This window comes from Corallococcus llansteffanensis, assembly GCF_003612055.1.
Lineage (GTDB): Bacteria > Myxococcota > Myxococcia > Myxococcales > Myxococcaceae > Corallococcus > Corallococcus llansteffanensis.
Genome location: NZ_RAWB01000115.1, coordinates 1 through 20,230 on the forward strand (window position 1 = coordinate 1; position 20,230 = coordinate 20,230).

The following is a 20,230-nucleotide window of genomic DNA, read 5'->3' on the forward strand; positions in this document are numbered from 1 at the left end:
CGTGGCGATGCGGCAGCTTGTCTGGCTGGGCTTCCGCCGCATGGTCAATCAGGCTCGACGCAACGTGCTGGGACTCGGGCCCTGGTCGCTCGTCCATCCCGGCCACGTCATGCTGGAGCGCCGGTGGCCGGTGGTCTACGGGTTCTCTCCCGCGGTCGTTCCTCCACCTCCAGACTGGTCCGACCTCATCAAGGTCACCGGCTACTGGTTCCTCGATGAGGCGCGCACCTGGCAGCCTCCGGCCGGGCTGGTCGACTTCCTCGGCGCGGGGCCTGCTCCCGTCTATGTCGGCTTCGGCAGCATGGGGGGCTTCGATGCCGCCGAGACGAGCCGGCTCGTCGTCCAGGCGCTGAACGGACGCCGTGCGGTGCTCGCGGCGGGCTGGGGCGGGCTCGACCGGAAGGCGCTCCCCGAGAACGTGCACTTCGTCGACTCGGCACCGCACGACTGGCTCTTCCCTCGCATGGCCGCCGTCGTGCACCACGGTGGCGCGGGGACGACGGCCGCGGCACTCCGCGCGGGCGTGCCCATGGCCGTTGTGCCGTTCCTCGGAGACCAACCGTTCTGGGGCTGGCGCATGGAGCAGCTCGGCGTCGCTCCGCGTCCCATTCCTCGCAAGCAGCTCACAATACAGAACCTCGCGACCGCGATCGCCGCCACGGACGCGCCCGGAATGCGCGCTCGGGCCGAACACCTGGGCGCGACCATCCGGGCCGAGGATGGCTTGGGCCAGACGGTGCGCATCATAGAGGAGGCCCTGTCATGACCGGCACGCGTGAGGCACCGGGCCCCCGGGGCCACTGGTTCTGGGGCAGCCTGCGGGAGCGCAGGAGCGAGTCGCTCCCCTTCCTCCTCCGGATGCACCGCGAATACGGCGACGTGGCGCAGTGGCGCATGGGGCCCGTCAACCGGGTGCTGTCGCTCGTGAACCCCGAGCACGTGAAGCACGTCCTCGTGGAGCACGTCGGCCGGTACACGAAGGGCGTGGGGGCGCAGCGGTTGAGCGCCATGCTCGGCAACGGACTGCTGACGAGCGAGGGGGACTTCTGGAAGCGACAGCGGCGCCTCGCGCAGCCGGCCTTCCACCTCGAGCGGCTGGTGCCCCTGGTGCGGGTGATGGAGGAGGAAGGGCGGTACATGCTGGAGCGCTGGCGGACTCGCCCCGACCCATCGGCCCCGCTGGATCTGGCGCAGGAGATGGCGCGCACGACGCTCTCCATCGCCAGCCGGGCGCTCTTCTCCACGCAGGTGATGGACGAGGCGGACCGCGTCCTTCCGGCGCTCACGGTGGCGCAGCAGGAGGTGAACGGGCGCGTCCTGTCCCTGCTGCCGCTGCCGCTCGGCCTCCCGACTCCCGGCAATCGCGCGTTCGTGCGCGCGCGCCAGACGCTCGACGCCGTCGTCTTCGACATCATCGCGCGGCGTCGCAGCGGGGAGACCCGCGGACAGGACCTGCTCGCGATGCTGATGGAGGCCCGCGACGCCGACACGGGCGAGGGCATGACGGACGGGCAGCTTCGCGATGAGCTGATGACGCTCTTCATCGCCGGGTACGAGACCACCGCCAATGCCCTGGCGTGGACGTGGTCACTCCTCTCCGAGCATCCGGAGGTGGAGGAACAGGCTCGCGCCGAGGTGGCCCAGGTGCTGGGCGAGCGCGTGCCCACGGCGGAGGACGTCCCCCGGCTGCGCTATCTCTCGCAGGTGCTCGAGGAGAGCATGCGCCTGCACCCACCCGCCTGGGTCATGGTGCGGCAGGCGCTTGAGGAGGACGCGCTGGACGGCTTTCGCATTCCGGCCAGTCCCCGCCTCATCGTGGCCATCTCGCCCTGGGTCATCCACCGCCAACCGTCGCTCTGGCCGGAGCCGGAGCGCTTCAATCCCGAGCGCTTCTCGCCCGAGCGCTCGGCGGGCCGGCCACGCCTGGCCTACCTGCCGTTCGGTGCCGGGCAGCGACACTGCATCGGCCAGCGCTTCGCCATGATGGAGATGGTGCTGCTGCTCGCACAGGTGCTGCGGCGCTACCGGCTCCGGCGCGTGCCCGGCTGGCGGGCGGAGCAGGAGCCGCTGGTGGCGCTGCGTCCCAAGGGCGGTGTGCCCATGCACCTGGAGCCGCTCACGTCGCCCTGACGTCCCGCGAGTCGATGGCGCCGAGCAGCCGCTCCTCGAAGCGGCGCAGGAGGGAGTTGGCGCGGTCGGGCGGGAGGTTCTGGCGGTCGTACACGGTGTGGGTCTGCAACCCGCCACACGTGCTGATGGACATCACCAGCGCCTGACTCGGAGTCGGTGCGCCCAAGAACCCCAGGCGCCGCACCGTCAGCTTCCGCCCGTGCTCCAGGATGCGCATGCGGCCGGTGTTCGTCAGCACGCTGTTCCACGGGAAGCGCCGCATCCCTTCCAGCAGGGCGAGGCCGCTCTCCCTCGCGAGGCTCGGCGGCGTCTGGGCGTAGACGAGCTCGTGGAGCAGATGGGCATTGCCCACCTCGGCCTGCTGCCGGATGTCCCGCGTGACGGTGTCGGCGAGCTGCCAGAGCTCATCCGGGTCGCTCACGCGAATGCGGCTCACCACTCCCGACACCCGCACGGCGACGTCGTCCGCCTCCACGCGACCGCGGCGGGCATTTCGGAGGTTGACGGGCGAAGCCAGCGACAGCACCACGGACTGACCGGGGGCCAGGAACTCCGCATGCAGCGCCCCCAGATAGGCCGCGCCCAGCGCTCCGTGCACCGTCACACCGTGTCGCCGGCAGGCCTGGGCCAGGGCTTCAGTCTGTTCGGGCAACAGCCCGAACTCGCGGTGTCCAAGCTCCCGCGTGAGCGTCATCCGTTCGCACAGGCCCGGCACGACATTGCCCGGAGCCAGTCCCTGGAGCCGCGCCCTCACGTCCGCGACCACCGTGGCCAGATGGGCGGCCTTGTCCGGCGCGCCGAACGCCTCCGGGCGGTAGAACGACTCCTGCGGCGGCGGAGGGAGGGTGGGCCGTGGACCGACGCCTTCATCCAGGAAGCGGATCCACTCGGACAGCAGGCGCGCGGCCGACTCACCGTCGCCGATGGCATGGTGGAACGTCAGCCCCACCCAGGTCCGCTCGCCGTCACTGGCCCAATGCGCGCGGAACAGGGGTGCACGGCTTTCATCAATGCTCAGATCCGCCTCGCGCAGCCAGTGGTGGAGAAGGACCTCGGGCTCCGCCGCGACGCGGGTGAGCGTGGGTGACGCCGCGTCCACCTCCTCGAAGCAGGGGCGGCCCACGACCGCGTCCTCGACGATGCGCGCCCGCAGGATGGGATGCGCTTCGATAAGGGCCGCGAGTCCCCTCGCGAGGTCCTCCTCCACCACCAGACCGGTGAGCTCCACGTAGGCGATGAAGTTGCCGCAGAGCGCCCGGTCGAGCTGCCAGAAGAGACACTCCGCCAGGCCCAGCGGACGACGCCAGCGCTGGGGTGACGCCTCACGCGGTGAAGCAACAGGTTCGACACTCATGGGGAACACCTCGGTGCGCATGACGCGGACGATGACGCTGCGCGGCGACATCTGTTGCATCGCGCAACGCCTTCGAAGCTGAAGACTGATTCAGGTTTCAGTATAGGCTCCGCGCCCCATGAAGTCAGGACGAGGGAAGGCATGAGCACCGAACCACAGCCCCTGGACATGGAAGCCGTCGCCATCATCGGCATGTCCTGCCGCTTCCCCGGCGCCAGTTCCGTGGAGCAGTTCTGGCAGAACCTTCAGGACGGGGTGGAGTCCATCACCTTCTTCTCCGACGCGGAGCTGGAGCGCGCGTCCATCGATCCCGCGGAGCTGGGAGACCCGAAGTACGTCAAGGCCCGGGGCCTGCTCGAAGACCTCGAGCGCTTCGACGCGCGCTTCTTCGGCTTCTCTCCGCGAGAGGCCGAGCTGACCGACCCGCAACAGCGCGTCTTCCTCGAGTGCGCGTGGGAGGCATTCGAGCGTGCCGGGTACGAACCGTCTGCCTTTCCAGGTCCCATCGGCGTCTTCGCCGGGGCCGGCGCCAACCACTACCTGCTTCACCACCTGGCTCCGGCAGGACGGCTGGTGGGAACGGCGAATGCGTTCCAGACCATCCTCCACAACAAGAACGATCACCTGGCCACGCGCGTCGCCTACAAGCTGGACCTCAAGGGCCCGAGCATCTCCGTGCAGACGGCGTGCTCCACGTCGCTCGTGGCCGTCGTGCTCGCCAGCCAGTCGCTGCTCAGCCACCAGTGCGACATGGCCCTGGCCGGCGGTGTCTCGCTGACCGTTCCGCAACGGACCGGGTACCTCCACAACGAGCGGGGCATCGGTTCGCCGGACGGGCACTGCCGCGCCTTCGACGCGAAGGCCCAGGGCACCGTCGCCGGCAACGGGGCGGGCGTCGTGCTGCTGAAGCGACTCTCCGAGGCGCTGGCCGACGGCGACACCATCCACGCGGTCATCCGGGGCGGCGCCCTCAACAACGACGGCGCAGCGAAGGTCGGCTACACCGCGCCGAGCGTCAGCGGGCAGCAGGACGTCATCGCCCTGGCGCAGGCGCTGGCGGGCGTGACTCCTGATTCGATCTCCTATGTCGAAGCGCACGGGACAGGCACGTCGCTGGGCGACCCCATCGAGGTGAAGGCGCTCACGCTGGCCTTCCAACGTCAGACGCAGCGCACGGGGTTCTGCGCGCTCGGCTCGGTGAAGACCAACCTGGGACACCTGGACACCGCGGCCGGCATCGCCGGGCTCATCAAGACGACCCTGGCGCTGGAGCATCGCCGCCTCCCGCCGAGCCTGCACTTCGAGACGCCCAACCCGGAGATCGACTTCGCCCAGAGCCCCTTCTACGTCAACGCGCGGCTGCGTGACTGGGAGGCCCCGGCTCCGCGGCGCGCGGGCGTCAGCGCCTTCGGCCTGGGCGGAACCAACGCGCATGTCGTCGTGGAGGAGGCCCCCGTAAGAGGCGCCTCGGGCCCGTCGCGTCCCTTCCAGCTCCTCTTGCTGTCAGCCCGCTCGGGCGCGGCCCTCGAGGCGATGACGACCCGACTCGCCGAGCACCTGAAGCAGCACCCCACCCTGCCCCTGGCGGATGTGGCGTACACGCTGGCGGTGGGCCGGCGCGACTTCGACCACCGCCGGTTCGTGGTGTGCCGTGACACGGAGGACGCCGCGGTCACGCTCGCGACCCTTCATCCGGAGCGGGTCCTGTCCCGCACGCAGGAGCCCACCCGCCGGTCGCTGGTGTTCCTCTTCCCCGGCCAGGGCTCACAGCATCCCGGGATGGCGGCGGACCTCTACGCTTCCGAGGCCGTCTTCCGCGAAGAGGTGGATCGTTGCCTCGAAGCCTTGCGACGGAGGCACGACCTGGACTTGAGGTCGGTGCTGTTCCCATCCGAGGGAGGAGAGGCTCACGCGGCGGCGCGGCTGGAGCAGACGGCCCTCACCCAGCCGGCGCTCTTCGTCATCGAGTACGCGCTGGCGCGGCTGCTTCAGCACTGGGGTCTTCAACCGGGCGCGATGCTCGGCCACAGCGTGGGTGAGCTTGTCGCCGCGTGTCTCTCTGGAGTGTTCTCGCTCGATGATGCGCTCGATCTCGTAGCGCTCCGGGGACACCTGCTCCAGGCGTGCCCTCCTGGGGCGATGCTTTCGGTGCAGCTTCCCGAGCGTGAGCTGAACCCCCTGCTCTCCTCGGAGCTGGAGATTGCCGCGGTCAATGGTCCGTCTTCATGCGTGGTCGCGGGCTCCACGGAGGCCATCGCCGCGCTGGAGCGACGGCTCTCTGAGCGTGCCGTTCCCTGCCGGCGGCTGCGCACCTCCCATGCCTTCCACTGCAAGCAGGTGGAGGCCGCGGTGGCGCCCTTCCGTGAGGCAGTGGCCCGCGTCCGGAGGAGTGCGCCGACGCTCCGCTTCCTCTCCTGTGTGACGGGGACGTGGATCACCCCGGAGCAGGCCATGAGCCCCGACTACTGGGCCCAGCACCTGCGAAAGCCCGTGCGCTTCGCCGAGGGATTGGAGGTCCTGCTCCAGGAGCCCGATGCCGTCCTGCTGGAGGTAGGCCCGGGACGGGCGCTGCGCACGCTGGCGCGGTGGCATCCCCGGAAGAAGCCGGGCCAGGCCGTGCTGCCCTGCCTTCCGTCCGCCGAGGAGCAGACCTCGGACGTGGAGCACCTGCTGCGCACCGTGGGCCAGCTCTGGCTGCTGGGGGTGACGGCACCGGGCCTCTTCGCCGGGGAGCAGCGTCATCGCCAGACGCTGCCCACGTACCCCTTCGAGCGCCAGCGCCACTGGGTCGAGCCGCGCAGCTCGCCCCTCGTATCCGGCGCGCGGCAGGGCTCCCTGGAGAAGCGTGCCGACCTGGCGAGCTGGTTCTACGTGCCGGTCTGGAAGGAGTCGGCTCCCCTGCCCGTCGCGCGCGCGGCGACGGAGGGCACACCGCGCGTTTCGTGGTTGCTGCTCGTGGATGAAACCGGGCTCGGGGCTCGCGTCGCCGCGCGGCTGCGTCAGTCCGGGGGGGACGTGGTGGAAGCGCGACGGGCGCGGGCCTTCCGGCGCACCGGAGCGGACACGTTCGAGGTGGCGCCCACCCGTGAGGGCTACGCTGCCCTGCTCTCGGAGCTCCACACCGAGGGACGCGCTCCTCAGCGCATCGTTCACTGCTTCGGCCTCACTTCCGACGCCGCGGGCGCGTCCTCCGAGGACGTGGTCGCGCGGTCCTTCTACAGCCTGCTCTTCCTGGCCCAGGCACTGGGGCGACAAGGGCTGGAGCAGCCGGTGAGCATCGTGGCGCTGTCCAATGGCATGCAGGAGGTCACCGGCGATGACCTCGTGTGGCCCGAGCAGGCGACAGTGCTGGGCCCGGTTCGGGTCATCCCTCGCGAGTACCCCCGCCTGCATTGCAGAAGCGTGGACGTCACGCTGCCTCCCTCCGGCGGCCCGCGGTTCGAGCGGCTGGCGGAGCTGATCGCCACGGATGTCGCCTCCGAGGTCGAGGAGCCGAGCACCGCGTACCGGGGAGGCCGCCGCTGGGTGCAGGGCTTTGACACGCTCCGACCTGGAGATGGCGCCGCGACGCCGCCCCTGCGTGAGCGCGGCACGTACCTCATCACCGGAGGCCTCGGTGGCATCGGGCTCGCCCTCGCGGAGTCCTTCGCGGAACGGGTGCGTGCCCGGCTCGTGCTCACCGCGCGCACGGCGCTTCCTCCGCGTGAGGCGTGGCCCCAGCTCCTTGAGGACTCCGGCACGGAGGACACGGTGCGCCGGAGGATTCGCGCCGTCCTATCGCTCGAGGAACGGGGCGCGGAGGTGATCGTGTGCCGCGCGGACGTCACCGACCTGGAGGCGATGCGCGGAGTGATGGCCGCGACGCGAGAGCGCTTCGGCGCGCTCCACGGGGTCATCCACGCGGCGGGCGTTCCGGGCGGTGGCCTCATCCAGCTCAAGTCGCCCGAAGCAGCGGCCGTCGTCCTCGCGCCCAAGGTGCGGGGGACGCAGGTGCTGATGGACGCGCTGGAGGGAACCGCTCCCGACTTCTTCGTCGCCTGCTCCTCCCTGTCCTCCGTCGTTGGTCGACTGGGTCAGGTGGACTACACGGCGGGCAACGCCTTCCTGGATGCGGCCGTGCGCGCGTACCACGCCCGCACCGGGGTGCACGCGGTGGCGGTGAACTGGGGCGCTTGGGAGGAGGTCGGGATGGCGGCGCGCAAGGACGCAGCCCTGGAGCAGCCACTCCGGTTGCTCCCGCATCCGCTCCTCCACCGCTGCCTCGAGGACACCCCGGAGCGGCTCGTCTTCGCCTCGGACATCGGCGATGCGCGGTCGCGTTGGGTGGTGGATGAGCACCGCATCCTCGGCACTCCCACCGTCCCCGGCGTGGCGTGGTTCGAGCTGGTGCGGGCCGCGCTCTCCGACCGCGCCGGGGAGCACGTCATCGAGCTGTTCGACACCTTCTTCCTCTTCCCGCTGCGGGTGCCCGACGGAGAGACGCGTGAGGTCCGGCTCGTCATCGAGCAGGAGGCGGAGGGCTACCGCTGGGTGGTGCGCTCGCAGCCAGCGGACGGCACGGGCAAGGCCACGGCGCATGTCACGGGCCGCGCCCGGTTCCTCGCGCCCATGGCACCGCGGACGCTCGACCTGGAGGCGATCCGTCGCCGGTGCGAGGGCACACCCGACTCGCTCGAAGCCGAGTACGAGGAAGACCTCGGGCCCCGCTGGCGCAGCGTCCGCCAGCTCCATCTGGGCAAGGGCGAGCTGCTGCTCGTGCTGGAGCTCCAGCCGGAGTTCGCCTCCGACCTCGAGCACATGCGCTTCCACCCTTCGCTGATGGATCGGACCTCCGGCATGGCGAAGAGCTTCCTCGCCGAGCGCGGCTACTACCTGCCCTTCGGCTATGGACGCCTGCGCTTCCTCGGCGCGCTGCCGCGCCGCATCCACGCCCACGCGCGGTTCCTCGAACATGCGGGTGCGGATGGGGAGACGCGCGCCTTCGACGTCGTGCTGACGGACGAGGAGGGCCGCGTGCTCGTCGAAGTCGAGCGGCTGACCCAGAAGCGGGTGAACGACCCCGCCGCCGAGCTCCGTGCGCTGGCCGCCGCCAGGTCGGAGACCCTGGCCGCCGCCGAGCCATCCCAGGGCGCGCGCGAGGAGATCCTGCCGCGTGAAGGCGTGGCCGCGCTCGAGCTGCTGCTGGCGGCCCGCGTGATGCCTCAGGTGGTCGTCTCCGTGCGGGACCTCCAGGCCACGATCGCGAACACCGACGAGGTCGTCCGCGAGCGCATCGCCGAGGCCGTGGCCGAGGCGCGCACAGGAGAGGCCCTCCAGCCGCGACCGAACCTCAAGACAGGCTACGTGCCCCCGCGCACCGGGTTCGAGCAGAAGCTCGCCGCCGCCTGGGAGGAGGTGCTGGGCATCGACCGGGTCGGCATCCACGACGACTTCTTCGAGCTCGGTGGTGACTCGGTCCAGGCCATCCAGATCATGGCCCGGGGCAGTCGCCTGGGACTCCAGCTCGACCCGGAGCAGTTCTTCCAGACCTCGACCATCGCGGAGCTGGGCCGGGTGCTCGAAGGAATGCTCACGCGTCAGGCCGAGCAGGGCCCGGTGATGGGGCCCGTCCCGCTCACGCCGGAGCAGCGGCGCCTGCTGGAGGTGCCTCCCGAAGCCACCGCGCGTGCCAGCCGGGTGCTGACGCTCGACCTTCCGGGTCCAACCGATGCGGCCCGCGTGGCGGGCGTGCTGAATGGCCTCCTCACCCGTCACGATGCGCTCCGCCACCGCTTCCTCCACGAGAGCACGGACTGGCGACAGGAGGGCGCACCGCCGAGCGGGGACGTGCCGGTGGTGGAGCTCGACCTGGGCACGCTGGCAGGAGCGGAACACGCGGAGGCCCTTCGCGCCGCGGCGCTTCGCATCCAGGCCGCGCTGGATCCGAGCCGTGGGCCGTTGCTGGCGGCGGCCCTCGTCCAGGGCACTCCGGGAAGCAGCCGGCTGCTCCTGGCCGGTCATGACCTGGTCATCGATGGGACTTCATGGCGCATCCTGGCCGAGGACGTGAGCGGTGCCCTGCGGTCGAACGCGGGCGATGGCGCACGTCCGAAGACCTGGCCCTTCAAGCGCTGGGCGGAGCAGCTCACGCAGGGCGCCGTAGCGTCGGGCGGAGACGTCGCGCCGCGGAAGGGTGCCGTGCACGAGCTCACGGCCTCACTGTCCGCGGACGAGACGCGCACCCTCCAGGAGAAGCTCACGCGCGTCTGGCGTGCCGACCTGGGAGAGGCGCTGCTCGTGAGCTTCGCCAGCGCGCTCGCGGCGTGGACCGAGGGCCGCGTGCTTCATCTCGACTTCATCCATGACGGGCGCGATGCGTTCGAGGGTGTCGACTGCTCCCGCACGGTGGGCTGCTTCGACGTGAGCCGGCCGCTGCGCATCGAGCTCCCCGAGGGTGCCGACGAAGCGACGCTGCTCAAGGGCATCAAGGAGGAGGTCCGCCGCCCCTCGCCTCAGGAGTCCGGCTCGCGGCGGAACGAGATGGGGTTGCGCCTGCTGGGAGGCAACGGCGCGATTCCGGAAGGGCTCTCCGGACGGGGCCTGTCGGGCGGGCGCCTCCTGGAGTTCGAAGGCTTCCTCGCCGGAGACCGGCTCCACGTGCGCTGCACCCATGATGGGGACACCCTGCCCACGCCGGCTCCGGAGCGGCTCCTCGCGGACGTGCTCGGTGCACTGCGCGCGCTGTGCGCGGGGGACCAGGAAGCCCGGAGCGCGATCTCTCCCACGGACTTCCCGCACGCGGGGCTGGATGCGTCGCAGATGGACACCCTCGCCTTGCTCATCGACCAGATCGACGAGGCCCACGACCCATGAAGAACGTCGACGATGTCTACCGGCTCGCGCCGATGCAGCAGGGCATGTTGTTCCACAGCCTCTACTCACCGCGCGGAGGGGCCTATGTGGAGCAGGTCTCCTGGACGTGGCGGGGCCCCCTCTCCTTCCCGCTGCTGCAACGCGCCTGGCAGCGCGTCGTCGAACGCAACCCCGTGCTGCGCACCTGCTTCTTCTGGGAGGGCCTGCCCGAACCGGTCCAGGCCGTGCGCACCCAGGTCGAAGTGCCCTGGGAGCAGCACGACCTGCGCGGGCTGCCCGTGGCCGAACAGGAGGCGCGGTGGGAGGCCCTGCTCGACAACGACCGGCGCAAGGGCTTCACGCTCGCGGCGGCGCCGCTCCTGCGCTTCAAGCTCCTCCAGTTGGGACCGGAGCTGTACCGATGCCTGTGGAGCTACCACCACCTGCTGCTCGACGGGTGGTCGCTTCCCCTGTGCTTGAGAGAGGTCGCCCTCCACTACGACGCGCTCACGCAGGGGCGCGAGCTGGAGCTGGAGGTGGGGCGCCCCTACCGTGACTTCGTCATCTCGCTGTCGCGCCGCGATCGGGCGGAGGCGGAGCGGTACTGGCGCGAGGCGCTCCAGGGCTTCGTCGCCCCCACCCCGCTCTGGGTCGATCGCGGCTCCGAGCTGCCTCCCCAGGCCGATGCGACCTACGCCTCGTGCACCCTCCGCGTGCCCGCGTCCGTGACAGGACAGCTCACAGCGCTCGCCCGGCAGAACCAGCTCACACCCGGCACGCTCGTGCAGGGGGCCTGGGCGCTGCTGCTCAGCCGCTACAGCGGAGAGCGCGACGTCGTCTTTGGCAGCGTGACCTCCAGTCGTTCGCCCGCGCTCGCCGGCTCCGAGACGATGGTGGGGCTGCTCATCAACACGCTGGCCACGCGCGTGGCGGTCCCTCCCGAGGCGGAGCTCCTCCCCTGGCTGAAGCAGCTCCAGGCGGATCAGCTCGCCGCGCGGCGACACGACGTGCTCTCGCTGGTGGACGCCCAGGGGCTCGGCCAGGTGCCGCGCGGACAGCCCCTGTTCCACAGCGTCGTCTCCATCCAGAACGCGCCCGGGCTGAAGCTCGATCCCATCGCCGGCGGGGCGGTGTCGCTGGAGGACCTCGCCTACGCCGACCCCCGGACGGGGCACCCACTCACCTTCGTGGCGAACGTGGGCGCGGACCTGGAGCTGCAGCTCGTCCACGACGTGGACCGCTTCACGCCGGACTCCGTCGAGCGGATGCTGGAGCACGTGCGCGTGCTGCTGGAGGGCATGGTGGCCGGCCCCCGGCGACGGCTCCGCGAGCTGCCGCTGGTGACTTCCGAAGAGAAGCACCGGCTGCTGGTGGAGTGGAACGACACCACGACGTCCTTCCCTCGGGACGCCTGCCTCCAGGAGGTGTTCGAGGCGCAGGCGGACCGGACCCCGGACGCCGTCGCGGTGGAAGCCGAGGGCGCGCGCCTCACGTACCGCGAGCTGGACCGGCGAGCGAACCAGCTCGCGTGGCATCTGCGCACGCTCGGCGTGGAGCGCGGTGCCATCGTCGGCCTGTGCCTGGAGCGCTCCCCGGAGACGGTGGTGGGCGTGCTCGGCATCCTCAAGGCCGGCGGTGCCTACCTGCCCCTGGATCCCACCTATCCCAAAGACAGACTGGCCTTCATGTTGGACGAGGCCCACGTCCGCGCGCTCGTCACCCAGCAATCCCTGGCGGACCTGTTGCCCATGAGCGCGGAGCGGCGGGTGCTGATGGACGTGGACCGGCAACACATCGCCGCGAGGCGTGACGACCGGCCCGTCGCGGGCACGGGCCCGCTGGACCTCGCGTATGTCATGTACACCTCGGGCTCGACAGGACGACCCAAGGGCGTGTGCGTCCCCCACCGTGGCGTGATGCGGATGGCGATGGACACCGGCTACTTCGACACGGGGCCGCAGGAGACCTTCCTGCTGCTGTCCCCCATCTCCTTCGACACCTCGGCCTTCGAGCTGTTCGGGAGCCTGCTGCACGGCGCGAAGCTGGCGGTGTGCCCGCCGCACATGCCGTCGCTCGAGGAGCTGGGCCGCGTGCTGGAGCGCTTCGAGGTGACGACGCTATGGCTCACCGCGCCCCTCTTCGACCAGATGGTGGCGTACCACCCCGAGGCGCTCGACCGGGTACGCCAGGTGCTCGCCGGTGGAGACGTGCTGGCACCGGCCCGGGTGAGGGAGCGACTTGCGCGAGGCGGCCATGTCATCAACGGCTATGGCCCCACCGAGAGCGCCACCTTCACCACCTGCTACGTGATGAAGGAGCCAGGTCAGGTGGAGCGCACGGTGTCCATCGGCCGCCCCATCGCGAACACCCAGGTGTACCTGCTCGACCGGCAGCTCGAGCCCGTGCCCCAGGGTGTGCCGGGAGAGCTCTACATCGGCGGAGACGGACTCGCCGCGGGCTACCTCCGCCAGCCGGCCCTCACCGCGGAGCGCTTCGTTCCCAATCCCTTCAGCTCCGAGCCCGGCGCGCGGATGTACCGGACGGGAGACAACTCCCGCTACCTGCCCGACCGCCGCCTCGAGTTCCTCGGTCGCGCCGACCACCAGCTCAAGGTGCGCGGCTTCCGCATCGAGCCGGGGGAGATTGAAGCCAGGCTCCTGGAGCACCCCGCCCTTCGCGAGGCCGTCGTGGTGGCGCGGGAGGACGTGCCCGGAGATCGACGGCTGGTGGCCTACGTCGTCCCCGCCGCGGGCTCCACCCCGGAGAGCGCGGCGCTGCTCGGCTTCATCGCGGAGCGACTGCCCGCGCACATGGTGCCCTCGGCGCTCGTGGTGCTGGACGCGCTGCCGCTGTCCCCCAACGGCAAGGTGGACCGCAAGGCCCTGCCCGCGCCCACGGGCGGCCCGGTCTCCGAGGTCCTCCCCGCCGCTCCCCGTGATGACGTGGAGCGGCAGCTCGTCCAGCTCTGGGAGGAGTTGCTGCACGTGCGGCCCGTGGGCATCGACCAGAGCTTCTTCGCGCTGGGCGGACACTCGCTGCTCGCGATGAGCATGATGTCGCGGATCGCCCGCGCGCGGGGACGCACGCTCCCCTTGTCGGTGCTCTTCACGCACCCCACCATCGCGCGACTCGCCGAGCTGCTGCGCGAGGAGCCTTCGTCGGCCGCCTGGACACCGCTCGTGCCCATCCAGCCCCACGGCAAGCGCCCGCCCCTGTTCTGCGTGCACCCCATCGGCGGCAGCGCCCTCTGCTACGTCCCGCTCTCCCAGCACCTGGGGACGGAGCAGCCGCTCTACGGGCTCGAAGCCCCGGGCCTCGATGGCACCCGCGAGCCCTTCACCACGCTGGAGGCCATGGCGACGGCCTACGTGGAGGTCGTGCTGAAGACGCAGCCGGAGGGTCCCCTGCTGCTCGCCGGCTGGTCCATGGGTGGACTGGTAGTCTTCGAGATGGCCCGCGAGCTGCTGCGACGCGGAAGGCCCGTGGCGCTCGTCGCCCTCATCGACAGTTGGGTGCCGTCGCTCCAGCCGGGAGTCGGGCCCACGCGGCCGGACGACGCGCTCCTGCGTCAGGACTTCGCGGTGGAGCTGGAGCGGATGGGCGGACACGGGGTCTCCCCCTCCAGCGAGGCGATGCGCGCCCGCTTCGATGTCTACCGCGCCCATGCCCGGGCCTTCCGCGCCTACGTGCCCCGGAGCGACCACCCCGCCCCCATCGTCCTCTTCCGCCCGAACGCGGGCGCACTCCAGGCCGCCTCGGGACCGATGGGCGGATGGGACTCCCTGACGCGGCAGGCCCCTCGGCTCGTCGAGCTGGCAGGGGATCACTACTCGTTGATGGTCGAGCCCTCCGTGGCGGAGCTCGCCCGCCAGCTCAAGCCCTTGCTCGAAGGCGGCGGCTCCGGCCCCGAGGGAACATGAAGAACGTCCAGGATGTGTACCGGCTCTCGCCCGTGCAGCGGGAGCTCCTCGCGCGTCCCGAGCTGCCCGAAGCCCGGCCCTGCAGCCTGCACTGGAGCTTCCGCCAGGAGCTGGATGAAGCGGCGCTGGAGGCCGCGCTGCGCCAGCTCCTGGCCCGCCACACCGCCCTGAGGACCGCCTTCGTCTGGCACGGCATGAGCGAGCCCATGCAGGTGGTGCGCGGGAGGGTCGAGCCGCGCCTGGAGCGCCTCGACCTGTCGGGCCTCGCGGAGGCGGAGCAGTCCGCGAGGCGCACGACGTTCCTCGCGGAAGAGCGGCGGCGCGCCATGAATCCCACGCAGGCGCCCCTCCTCCGCGCCACGGTGCTGCGAACCTCACCGGAGGCGGGGACGGTCGTGCTCACGTGGCACCCGCTCATCCTCGACGACGCCTCGGCGCGGCGCTGCCTCCAGGAGTTGTTCCTGCTCTACCGGGCAGCACGTGGGCAGGAGGAGGCCGGGCTCGGGCGCAGCCACCCCTATCGGGACTACGTCGTGTCGCTCGAACGACAGGACCCACGCGCGGAGGAGGCGCGGATCCGCGAGACGCTGCGAGGCGCGCGGCGCACCGGGCTGCTCGACGCCTGGCTCGCGAGAGCAACGGAGCCGTCCCCCTCCAGCGCCGTGCCGGAGGGCGAAGGGCTCGTGCAGCGGTTCCTCCTTTCGCCAGCGGCCACCGGCCAGGTGCAGGCGTTTCTCCGACAGCACACGCTGGACCTGTCGACGCTGCTCCAGGCCGCGTGGGCGCTGCTCCTGCACCAATACGGCCTGGGGGATGAGTTCCTCTTCGGCGTGCTCACGGGAGGCCCGGCCCCGCTGTCCGGGGGCGACTCGCTGGTGGGGCGCTTCGCCACCCTCGCTCCGCGCCGCATCCAGGTGCCTCGCGGCGGCACGCTGCTTCGCTGGCTCCGAGGTCTCCAGGCCGAATGGTCGCAGACACCCTCCGATGAGGCAGGCGCCTTCCCTCCGCTCCGGGCCTGTCTTGACGGATCCGAGGGAGGCTCGCTCTTCGACAGCGTGCTCATGACAGACGCCGAGGACGCCGCCCTGAAGTCGCTTGCCCGGAGCCTCGGCTTCCACGGCCTCACCCACCCTCCGGCCCCGCTCCCGGCACCGCTCGTCATCAGCGCCACGTCCGGTCCGCGACTGGCCCTGCGGTTCCACTACGACGCCCGGCGGTTCGCCTCCACGGCGGTGGCCAGGCTCGCGGGACACCTGGGCACACTCGTGGAGGAGCTGGCGCTCTGTTCGGATGCAGAGCCTTCCGCGCTCACGCGGCCCCCAGGTGAGACGGACAACACGAGCCACGGCAGCACCCTCACGGTGGGCACGGTCTTCGGATCCGCGGAGGTCGAGGCGGTGCTCGCCCAGCACCCGGCGGTGGCCCGGGTCTCCGTGGTCCCCGACACGCGCGCGGGCAACGCGGGCGGGCTCGTGGCCCAGGTGGTGCCGACGCGCCCCGCGGAAGGCGCCCATCGCAAGAAGCCCGGCTTCGGCCTCTTCTATTTCGCCAACGAAGACGTCAACGCCAGGGACCGGTACCGCCTGTACCTGGAGGGAGCCCGGCTCGCGGACCGCAATGGCTTCGCGGCCATCTGGACCCCCGAGCGCCACTTCGACGAGCACGGCGGCCTCTACCCGAACCCCGCGGTGCTGACCGCCGCACTGGCCATCGCCACCGAGCGCATCGGGCTGCGCGCCGGCAGCGTCGTCCTGCCGCTGCACCACCCCCTCCGGGTGGCGGAGGACTGGTCCGCCATCGACAACCTGTCGAAGGGCCGGGTCGGCATGGCGGTGACGTCCGGCTGGATGCCCCAGGACTTCGCGCTGGCGCCGGACCACTTCGCGAACAAGCGCGACGTGCTGTTCCGCGCGCTCGAACAGGTGCGGGAGCTCTGGCGGGGCGGAGCCGTTCCCTTCCCGGAGGGGACAGGCAAGGACGTCCTCTTGCGCACCTTCCCCCGCCCCGTGCAACCCGAGCTGCCGGTGTGGCTCACCTGCCCCGGCAACCCCGAGCTGTTCGAGAAGGCCGGCGAGCTGGGCGTCCACGTGCTGACGTCGCTGGCGTCGCAATCCGTCGAGGAGGTGCGGGACAAGATTGCTCTCTACCGCGCGGCCCGGGCGCGCGCCGGCCACGACCCGGCCACGGGCACCGTGACGGTGATGCTGCACACCTTCGTGGGGAAGGACGCGGACGAGGTGCTCGACCAGGTCCGCGAACCGCTCACCCACTACCTGCGCACCCACCTGCGCCTCCAGGAAATGCGCATCCGCAGCATGGAGCTGCCGGTCGACGTCGACGATCCGAAGCTGCTCGACAGGCTGGCCTCGTTCGCCTTCGAGCTGCACTACCGGATGAGCGCGCTCATCGGCACCCCCACCTCGTGCCTGCCCATGGTGGACAGGCTGGCGGAGATCGGCGCCGATGAGCTGGCCTGCTTCATCGACTTCGGCGTCGACGAGAACGCGGTGCTCGCGGCGCTCTCGCACCTGGTCGAGCTGAAGCAGCTCGTTGACGACGAGGCGCTGCGCCTGCGCCGCGTGCTGAGCGAGTACCTGGAGGAGCGGCTCCCGGGGCATCCCCCCGTGGTCTTCTCAAGCGGCCCCGGCCTCACGCGCTCGTGACGAGCGCGCGTCGCCACGCCTTCGGAACCGGACCCAGGTAGCGGATCTCACGCGCCCCCACGAAGGCCGCCAGCGACTGGAGCGCGCCGGCCACCGCCCGGGCTGGCGCCGCCGACCGGGCGGCCTCCTCCTCGGCATGGACGGCGTTGATGACCAGCCGCCCATGCTCCCGGTCGAACTCCGGGTCGACCCGGCCGATCAGCCGATCCCCGTGCAACAGGGGCATGACGAAGTAGCCGTACTGCCGCTGGGCCCGGGGCACGTAGATCTCCAGTCGGAACCTGAAGCCCCAGAGCGCCTCCGTGCGGGCCCGGTCGCAGATGAGATTGTCGAAGGGCGAGAGCAGGACGGTGCGCCCTTCCCAGGCTCCCTCCTCCGCCTCGAGGGTGTCGATCAGGGGGAGCTCGTCGGCGTGCACGTACCAGGTCCCGCGCCAGTCGCTGCTCCCATCCCGGATCCGCACGCGGACGATCCGGCCCTCCGCTTCCAGATCGCTCAGCACCTCGGGCAGCCCGGGATATGTGTCCCGGACGAAGTAACGCCGGATGTGTGCCGCCTGCGCGACTCCCAGTGCGCGCAGCGACCGCTGCGCCGCGAGCCGCACGGCGTCGCGCACGGACAGTACGTCCGGGGGCGTCCAGGCCGGAAGGCAGTGCTCCGGAAGCCCCCAGAGGCGCTGCCCCACCGTCCTGCCCGCGACCAGGACGAGCCCGTACCCCCACAGGAGCTCCAGCATCTGGTTCACGTTGCGCCCCGTGTTCCAGCCGCCCGACTTCCAGTCCGTCTTCGACCGGTCCTCGAAGGCGTCCGAGGGTAGCGGTCCTTTGCGCCGCAGCTCCCCGACGATGTAGCGGCGGAAGCCCGCGTTGTCCTTCAACCAGCGCGCGGCCTGCTGCTCCCGGGGCGAGCTGCCCGCCGCGAAGTGGCGCATCCGCGTGCGGTGGATGGGGAAGTCCTCGGTCAGCACCAGCGAGGCGCAGTGCGCGAAGTATTCGAAGAGCTGACGCTCCTTCCAGATGAAGGACTCGAGGTCCTCCAGGGCAAATGCCCCCAGGCGGCTCCACAGCACCAGCAGGTGGCTGCGCGCCACGACCTGGGTTGGATCGAGCTGGAGACAGCACAGGTCACGCACCACGTCCAGGAAGCGTGCCGGGCCCGCCTCGCGGCTTCCCGCGAGATGCTGGCGGGACAGCGCGACCCGGCGGGCCGTCGTGGGGGAGAGGGTCCGAAGTGATTGAGCGGAGCGCATGAATGCCCGCGGAACCTACCACGCTCCCCGTCCCAGCCCAGGCAATACAACGCGTATCACCCATTCAAGCCACGCAATACTATTCCAAGCGCACCAATCACATACATCGCTCTACGTAGAATTACGTAACTTACTTGGTGATCAATATTTACTCGACTTGCGATTTTGATCCTGTCTTATTGCGCCGCCGTCAGACGCCTTGGGAGTGACGCCCGGTCATGTCTCTGGAACCTGTTTCAATCACAGTCGATAACTTGACTCGAACGTTCCAGGGCGAGGGGCGCGACAAGCGCAAGATTGTCGCCAACGACGCACTGTCGTTTGAGGTCCGCCGAGGCGAGGTTTTTGGTCTGCTCGGGCCGAATGGAGCCGGGAAGACGACGCTCGTGAGCCAGTTGCTGGGATTGCTCCAGCCCAGCTCCGGACGCATCTTCGTGGAGGGGATCGACGTCACCCGGCGGCCCCAGCTCGTCAAGGAGCTGGTGGGATTCCTGCCACAGACCCGCCTGGGGCTGCGTTTCGTGGAGGTCGAGCAGGCCCTCATCTATGTGGGACGCCTGCGAGGCCAGACCGAAGCGGACGCCCGACGGCAGGCGCGGGAGCTGCTGGAGGAGCTCGGCCTCACGGAGTGCTCCCGGCAGTATGTGTATCAACTGAGCGGTGGCCAGACACGCATCGTCAACTTCGCGATGGCGTTGATGGGCTGGCCTCCCGTGCTGCTGCTCGACGAGCCCACCAATGAGCTGGATCCGCACAAGCGCCGGCAGGTGTGGGACGTCATCGCGCGGCTGAATCGCGAGCATGGGACGACGTGCATCCTCGTCACCCACAACGTGCTGGAGGCGGAGAAGGTCATCCGGCGCGTCGCGGTGATGCAGTCAGGACGCATCATCGCCCTGGGCACCCCCGGCGAGCTCAAGGCCCGCCTGGGAGCGCGGGTCCGGCTGGAGCTGCAGCTCCGGGACGGCGAGGGGCTTGCCCCGGAGAACCACCTCAAGCTGGCGGCGATGGGCGACCTGGAGCAGCCCCACCCCGGGCGGTATCGCCTCTACCTGCCGACCCTCCAGGTCGCGCTCGCCACCGACCTCGTGGTCAACCAGCTCGGGCTGGCCCAGTTGGATGACTTCCGCCTCGCGCCCCCCTCGCTCGAGGATGTCTATCTGGAGCTGAAGGATGAGGGCGTCCCGAAGCCCACGGCCCTCCCGCTCGTCGTGGAGCCAGGGCCCGTGGCACCGGCCGTGGAGCTCGTGCCCGCGGCGCCCCCCGGCCTCCGGCCCCGTCCCGGGGAGCCCCGGCTGACCGGCGGGCGGAAGTTCCTCGTGGACATCAAGTACCTCTGGCTGGAGCAGATGGGCGAGGTGCGCAAGTCCTGGCCCCTGTTCCTCGTCTTCTCCCTGTTCATGCCCCTGGCGATGATCTTCGGGCTCGCCCGGGTCGGCCGTGGGCTGAACGACCGCGAGAGCCTCCTCTACATCATCAGCGGAGCCTCCATCTTCGCGGTGGTCATCGAGGGCGTCGTCACCATGGCCCAGCGCGTGGGCATCATGAAGCGCGACGGCCTGCTGCTCTATTACGCCTCACTGCCCATCAGCAAAGCGGCCTTCGTCATCTCGCTGATGCTGTCCCGGCTCTCCGTCACGCTGCCGGGCATGATCATCCCGCTGATCGCCGGGCCCGCCCTGTATGACGTGGAGCTGCACTTCAGCCCGTGGGTGCTGGTGCTGATGCCACTGACCATCCTGTCGCTCGCGTCGCTCGGCGTGACGCTGGGCACGGCGATCAAGAGCGTGGACCTCATCGTCATGGTGACGAACGCGCTGGTCTTCGTCCTGCTCATGGCGGCCCCCGTCTTCATCCCGGAGGCCGCGCTCCCCGTCCCGCTGAGGATGCTCGGCTACGCCATTCCCCCCACCTACGCGGCGGATGCCCTCCGGCACGCGCTGGGCGGGACGATTGGCCCCAGGTTCTACCTGGATATCGCCGTCCTCTCCGTGATGGCCGCGGGTGGCCTCTGGGCCATGTCCCGCTGGCTCCGCTGGTACGTGAAGTAGCGCCCGGTCCTCCCAAGCCCCCCCTCCAGGCC

General features: G+C 70.6%; 8 protein-coding genes. 6 read left to right on the top strand and 2 right to left on the bottom strand.

The annotated features are described in order from the left end of the window. Together D7V93_RS13360 and D7V93_RS13365 are read left to right on the top strand one after the other, a co-directional pair. Positions 1–766 (top strand): glycosyltransferase (locus D7V93_RS13360; protein ID WP_147451162.1); only part of this gene is annotated, 766 nt, incomplete at its 5' end. Next, a complete protein-coding gene (locus D7V93_RS13365) occupies positions 763–2,130 on the top strand; it encodes a cytochrome P450 (protein ID WP_120643777.1) in 1,368 nt (455 codons plus the stop codon). The genes D7V93_RS13360 and D7V93_RS13365, both read left to right, overlap by 4 nt. On the opposite strand, the gene D7V93_RS13370 is transcribed toward D7V93_RS13365, so the two are convergent. Then, positions 2,117–3,544, bottom strand: coding sequence for a phthiocerol/phthiodiolone dimycocerosyl transferase family protein (locus tag D7V93_RS13370; protein ID WP_120643778.1), 1,428 nt, complete (start codon positions 3,542–3,544; stop codon positions 2,117–2,119). The two genes, D7V93_RS13365 and D7V93_RS13370, sit on opposite strands and share 14 nt — an antisense overlap. Positions 3,545–3,625: 81 nt before the next feature. Here D7V93_RS13370 and D7V93_RS13375 point away from each other — a divergent pair, with 81 nt between their 5' ends. From D7V93_RS13375 to D7V93_RS13385, 3 genes are read left to right on the top strand one after another with little or no spacing between them, the layout of a single operon-like run. Then, positions 3,626–10,336 carry a type I polyketide synthase gene (locus tag D7V93_RS13375; protein ID WP_120643779.1) on the top strand — a complete coding sequence of 2,237 codons (6,711 nt, stop codon included), beginning with the start codon at positions 3,626–3,628 and terminating at the stop codon, positions 10,334–10,336. After that, on the top strand, positions 10,333–14,235 hold the full coding sequence (locus D7V93_RS13380; RefSeq protein ID WP_120643780.1) for a non-ribosomal peptide synthetase: 3,903 nt from the start codon (positions 10,333–10,335) through the stop codon (positions 14,233–14,235). The genes D7V93_RS13375 and D7V93_RS13380 overlap by 4 nt, the downstream gene beginning before the upstream one ends. Further along, the gene (locus D7V93_RS13385) at positions 14,232–16,898 is read left to right on the top strand and encodes a MupA/Atu3671 family FMN-dependent luciferase-like monooxygenase (RefSeq protein ID WP_158623734.1); all 2,667 of its coding nucleotides are present in this window, start codon (positions 14,232–14,234) and stop codon (positions 16,896–16,898) included. Before D7V93_RS13380 ends, D7V93_RS13385 begins: the two co-directional genes overlap by 4 nt. Here D7V93_RS13385 and D7V93_RS13390 read toward each other — a convergent pair. Then, on the bottom strand, positions 16,885–18,147 hold the full coding sequence (locus D7V93_RS13390) for a winged helix-turn-helix domain-containing protein (RefSeq protein ID WP_120643782.1): 1,263 nt from the start codon (positions 18,145–18,147) through the stop codon (positions 16,885–16,887). The genes D7V93_RS13385 and D7V93_RS13390 overlap by 14 nt on opposite strands. Before the next feature lie 254 nt (positions 18,148–18,401). On the opposite strand from D7V93_RS13390, the gene D7V93_RS13395 reads away from it, so the two are divergent. Continuing rightward, complete coding sequence (locus D7V93_RS13395) at positions 18,402–20,198, top strand: ABC transporter ATP-binding protein/permease (RefSeq protein ID WP_208723016.1); 1,797 nt, start codon at positions 18,402–18,404, stop codon at positions 20,196–20,198. Positions 20,199–20,230 lie beyond the last annotated feature (32 nt).

Coding starts and splice junctions, on each gene's coding strand:
- D7V93_RS13385 (WP_158623734.1), top strand. CDS start 14,232: ATGAAGAACGTCCAGGATGTGTACCGGCTCTCGCCCGTGCAGCGGGAG.
- D7V93_RS13390 (WP_120643782.1), bottom strand. CDS start 18,147: ATGCGCTCCGCTCAATCACTTCGGACCCTCTCCCCCACGACGGCCCGC.
- D7V93_RS13375 (WP_120643779.1), top strand. CDS start 3,626: ATGAGCACCGAACCACAGCCCCTGGACATGGAAGCCGTCGCCATCATC.
- D7V93_RS13365 (WP_120643777.1), top strand. CDS start 763: ATGACCGGCACGCGTGAGGCACCGGGCCCCCGGGGCCACTGGTTCTGG.
- D7V93_RS13380 (WP_120643780.1), top strand. CDS start 10,333: ATGAAGAACGTCGACGATGTCTACCGGCTCGCGCCGATGCAGCAGGGC.
- D7V93_RS13370 (WP_120643778.1), bottom strand. CDS start 3,544: ATGCAACAGATGTCGCCGCGCAGCGTCATCGTCCGCGTCATGCGCACC.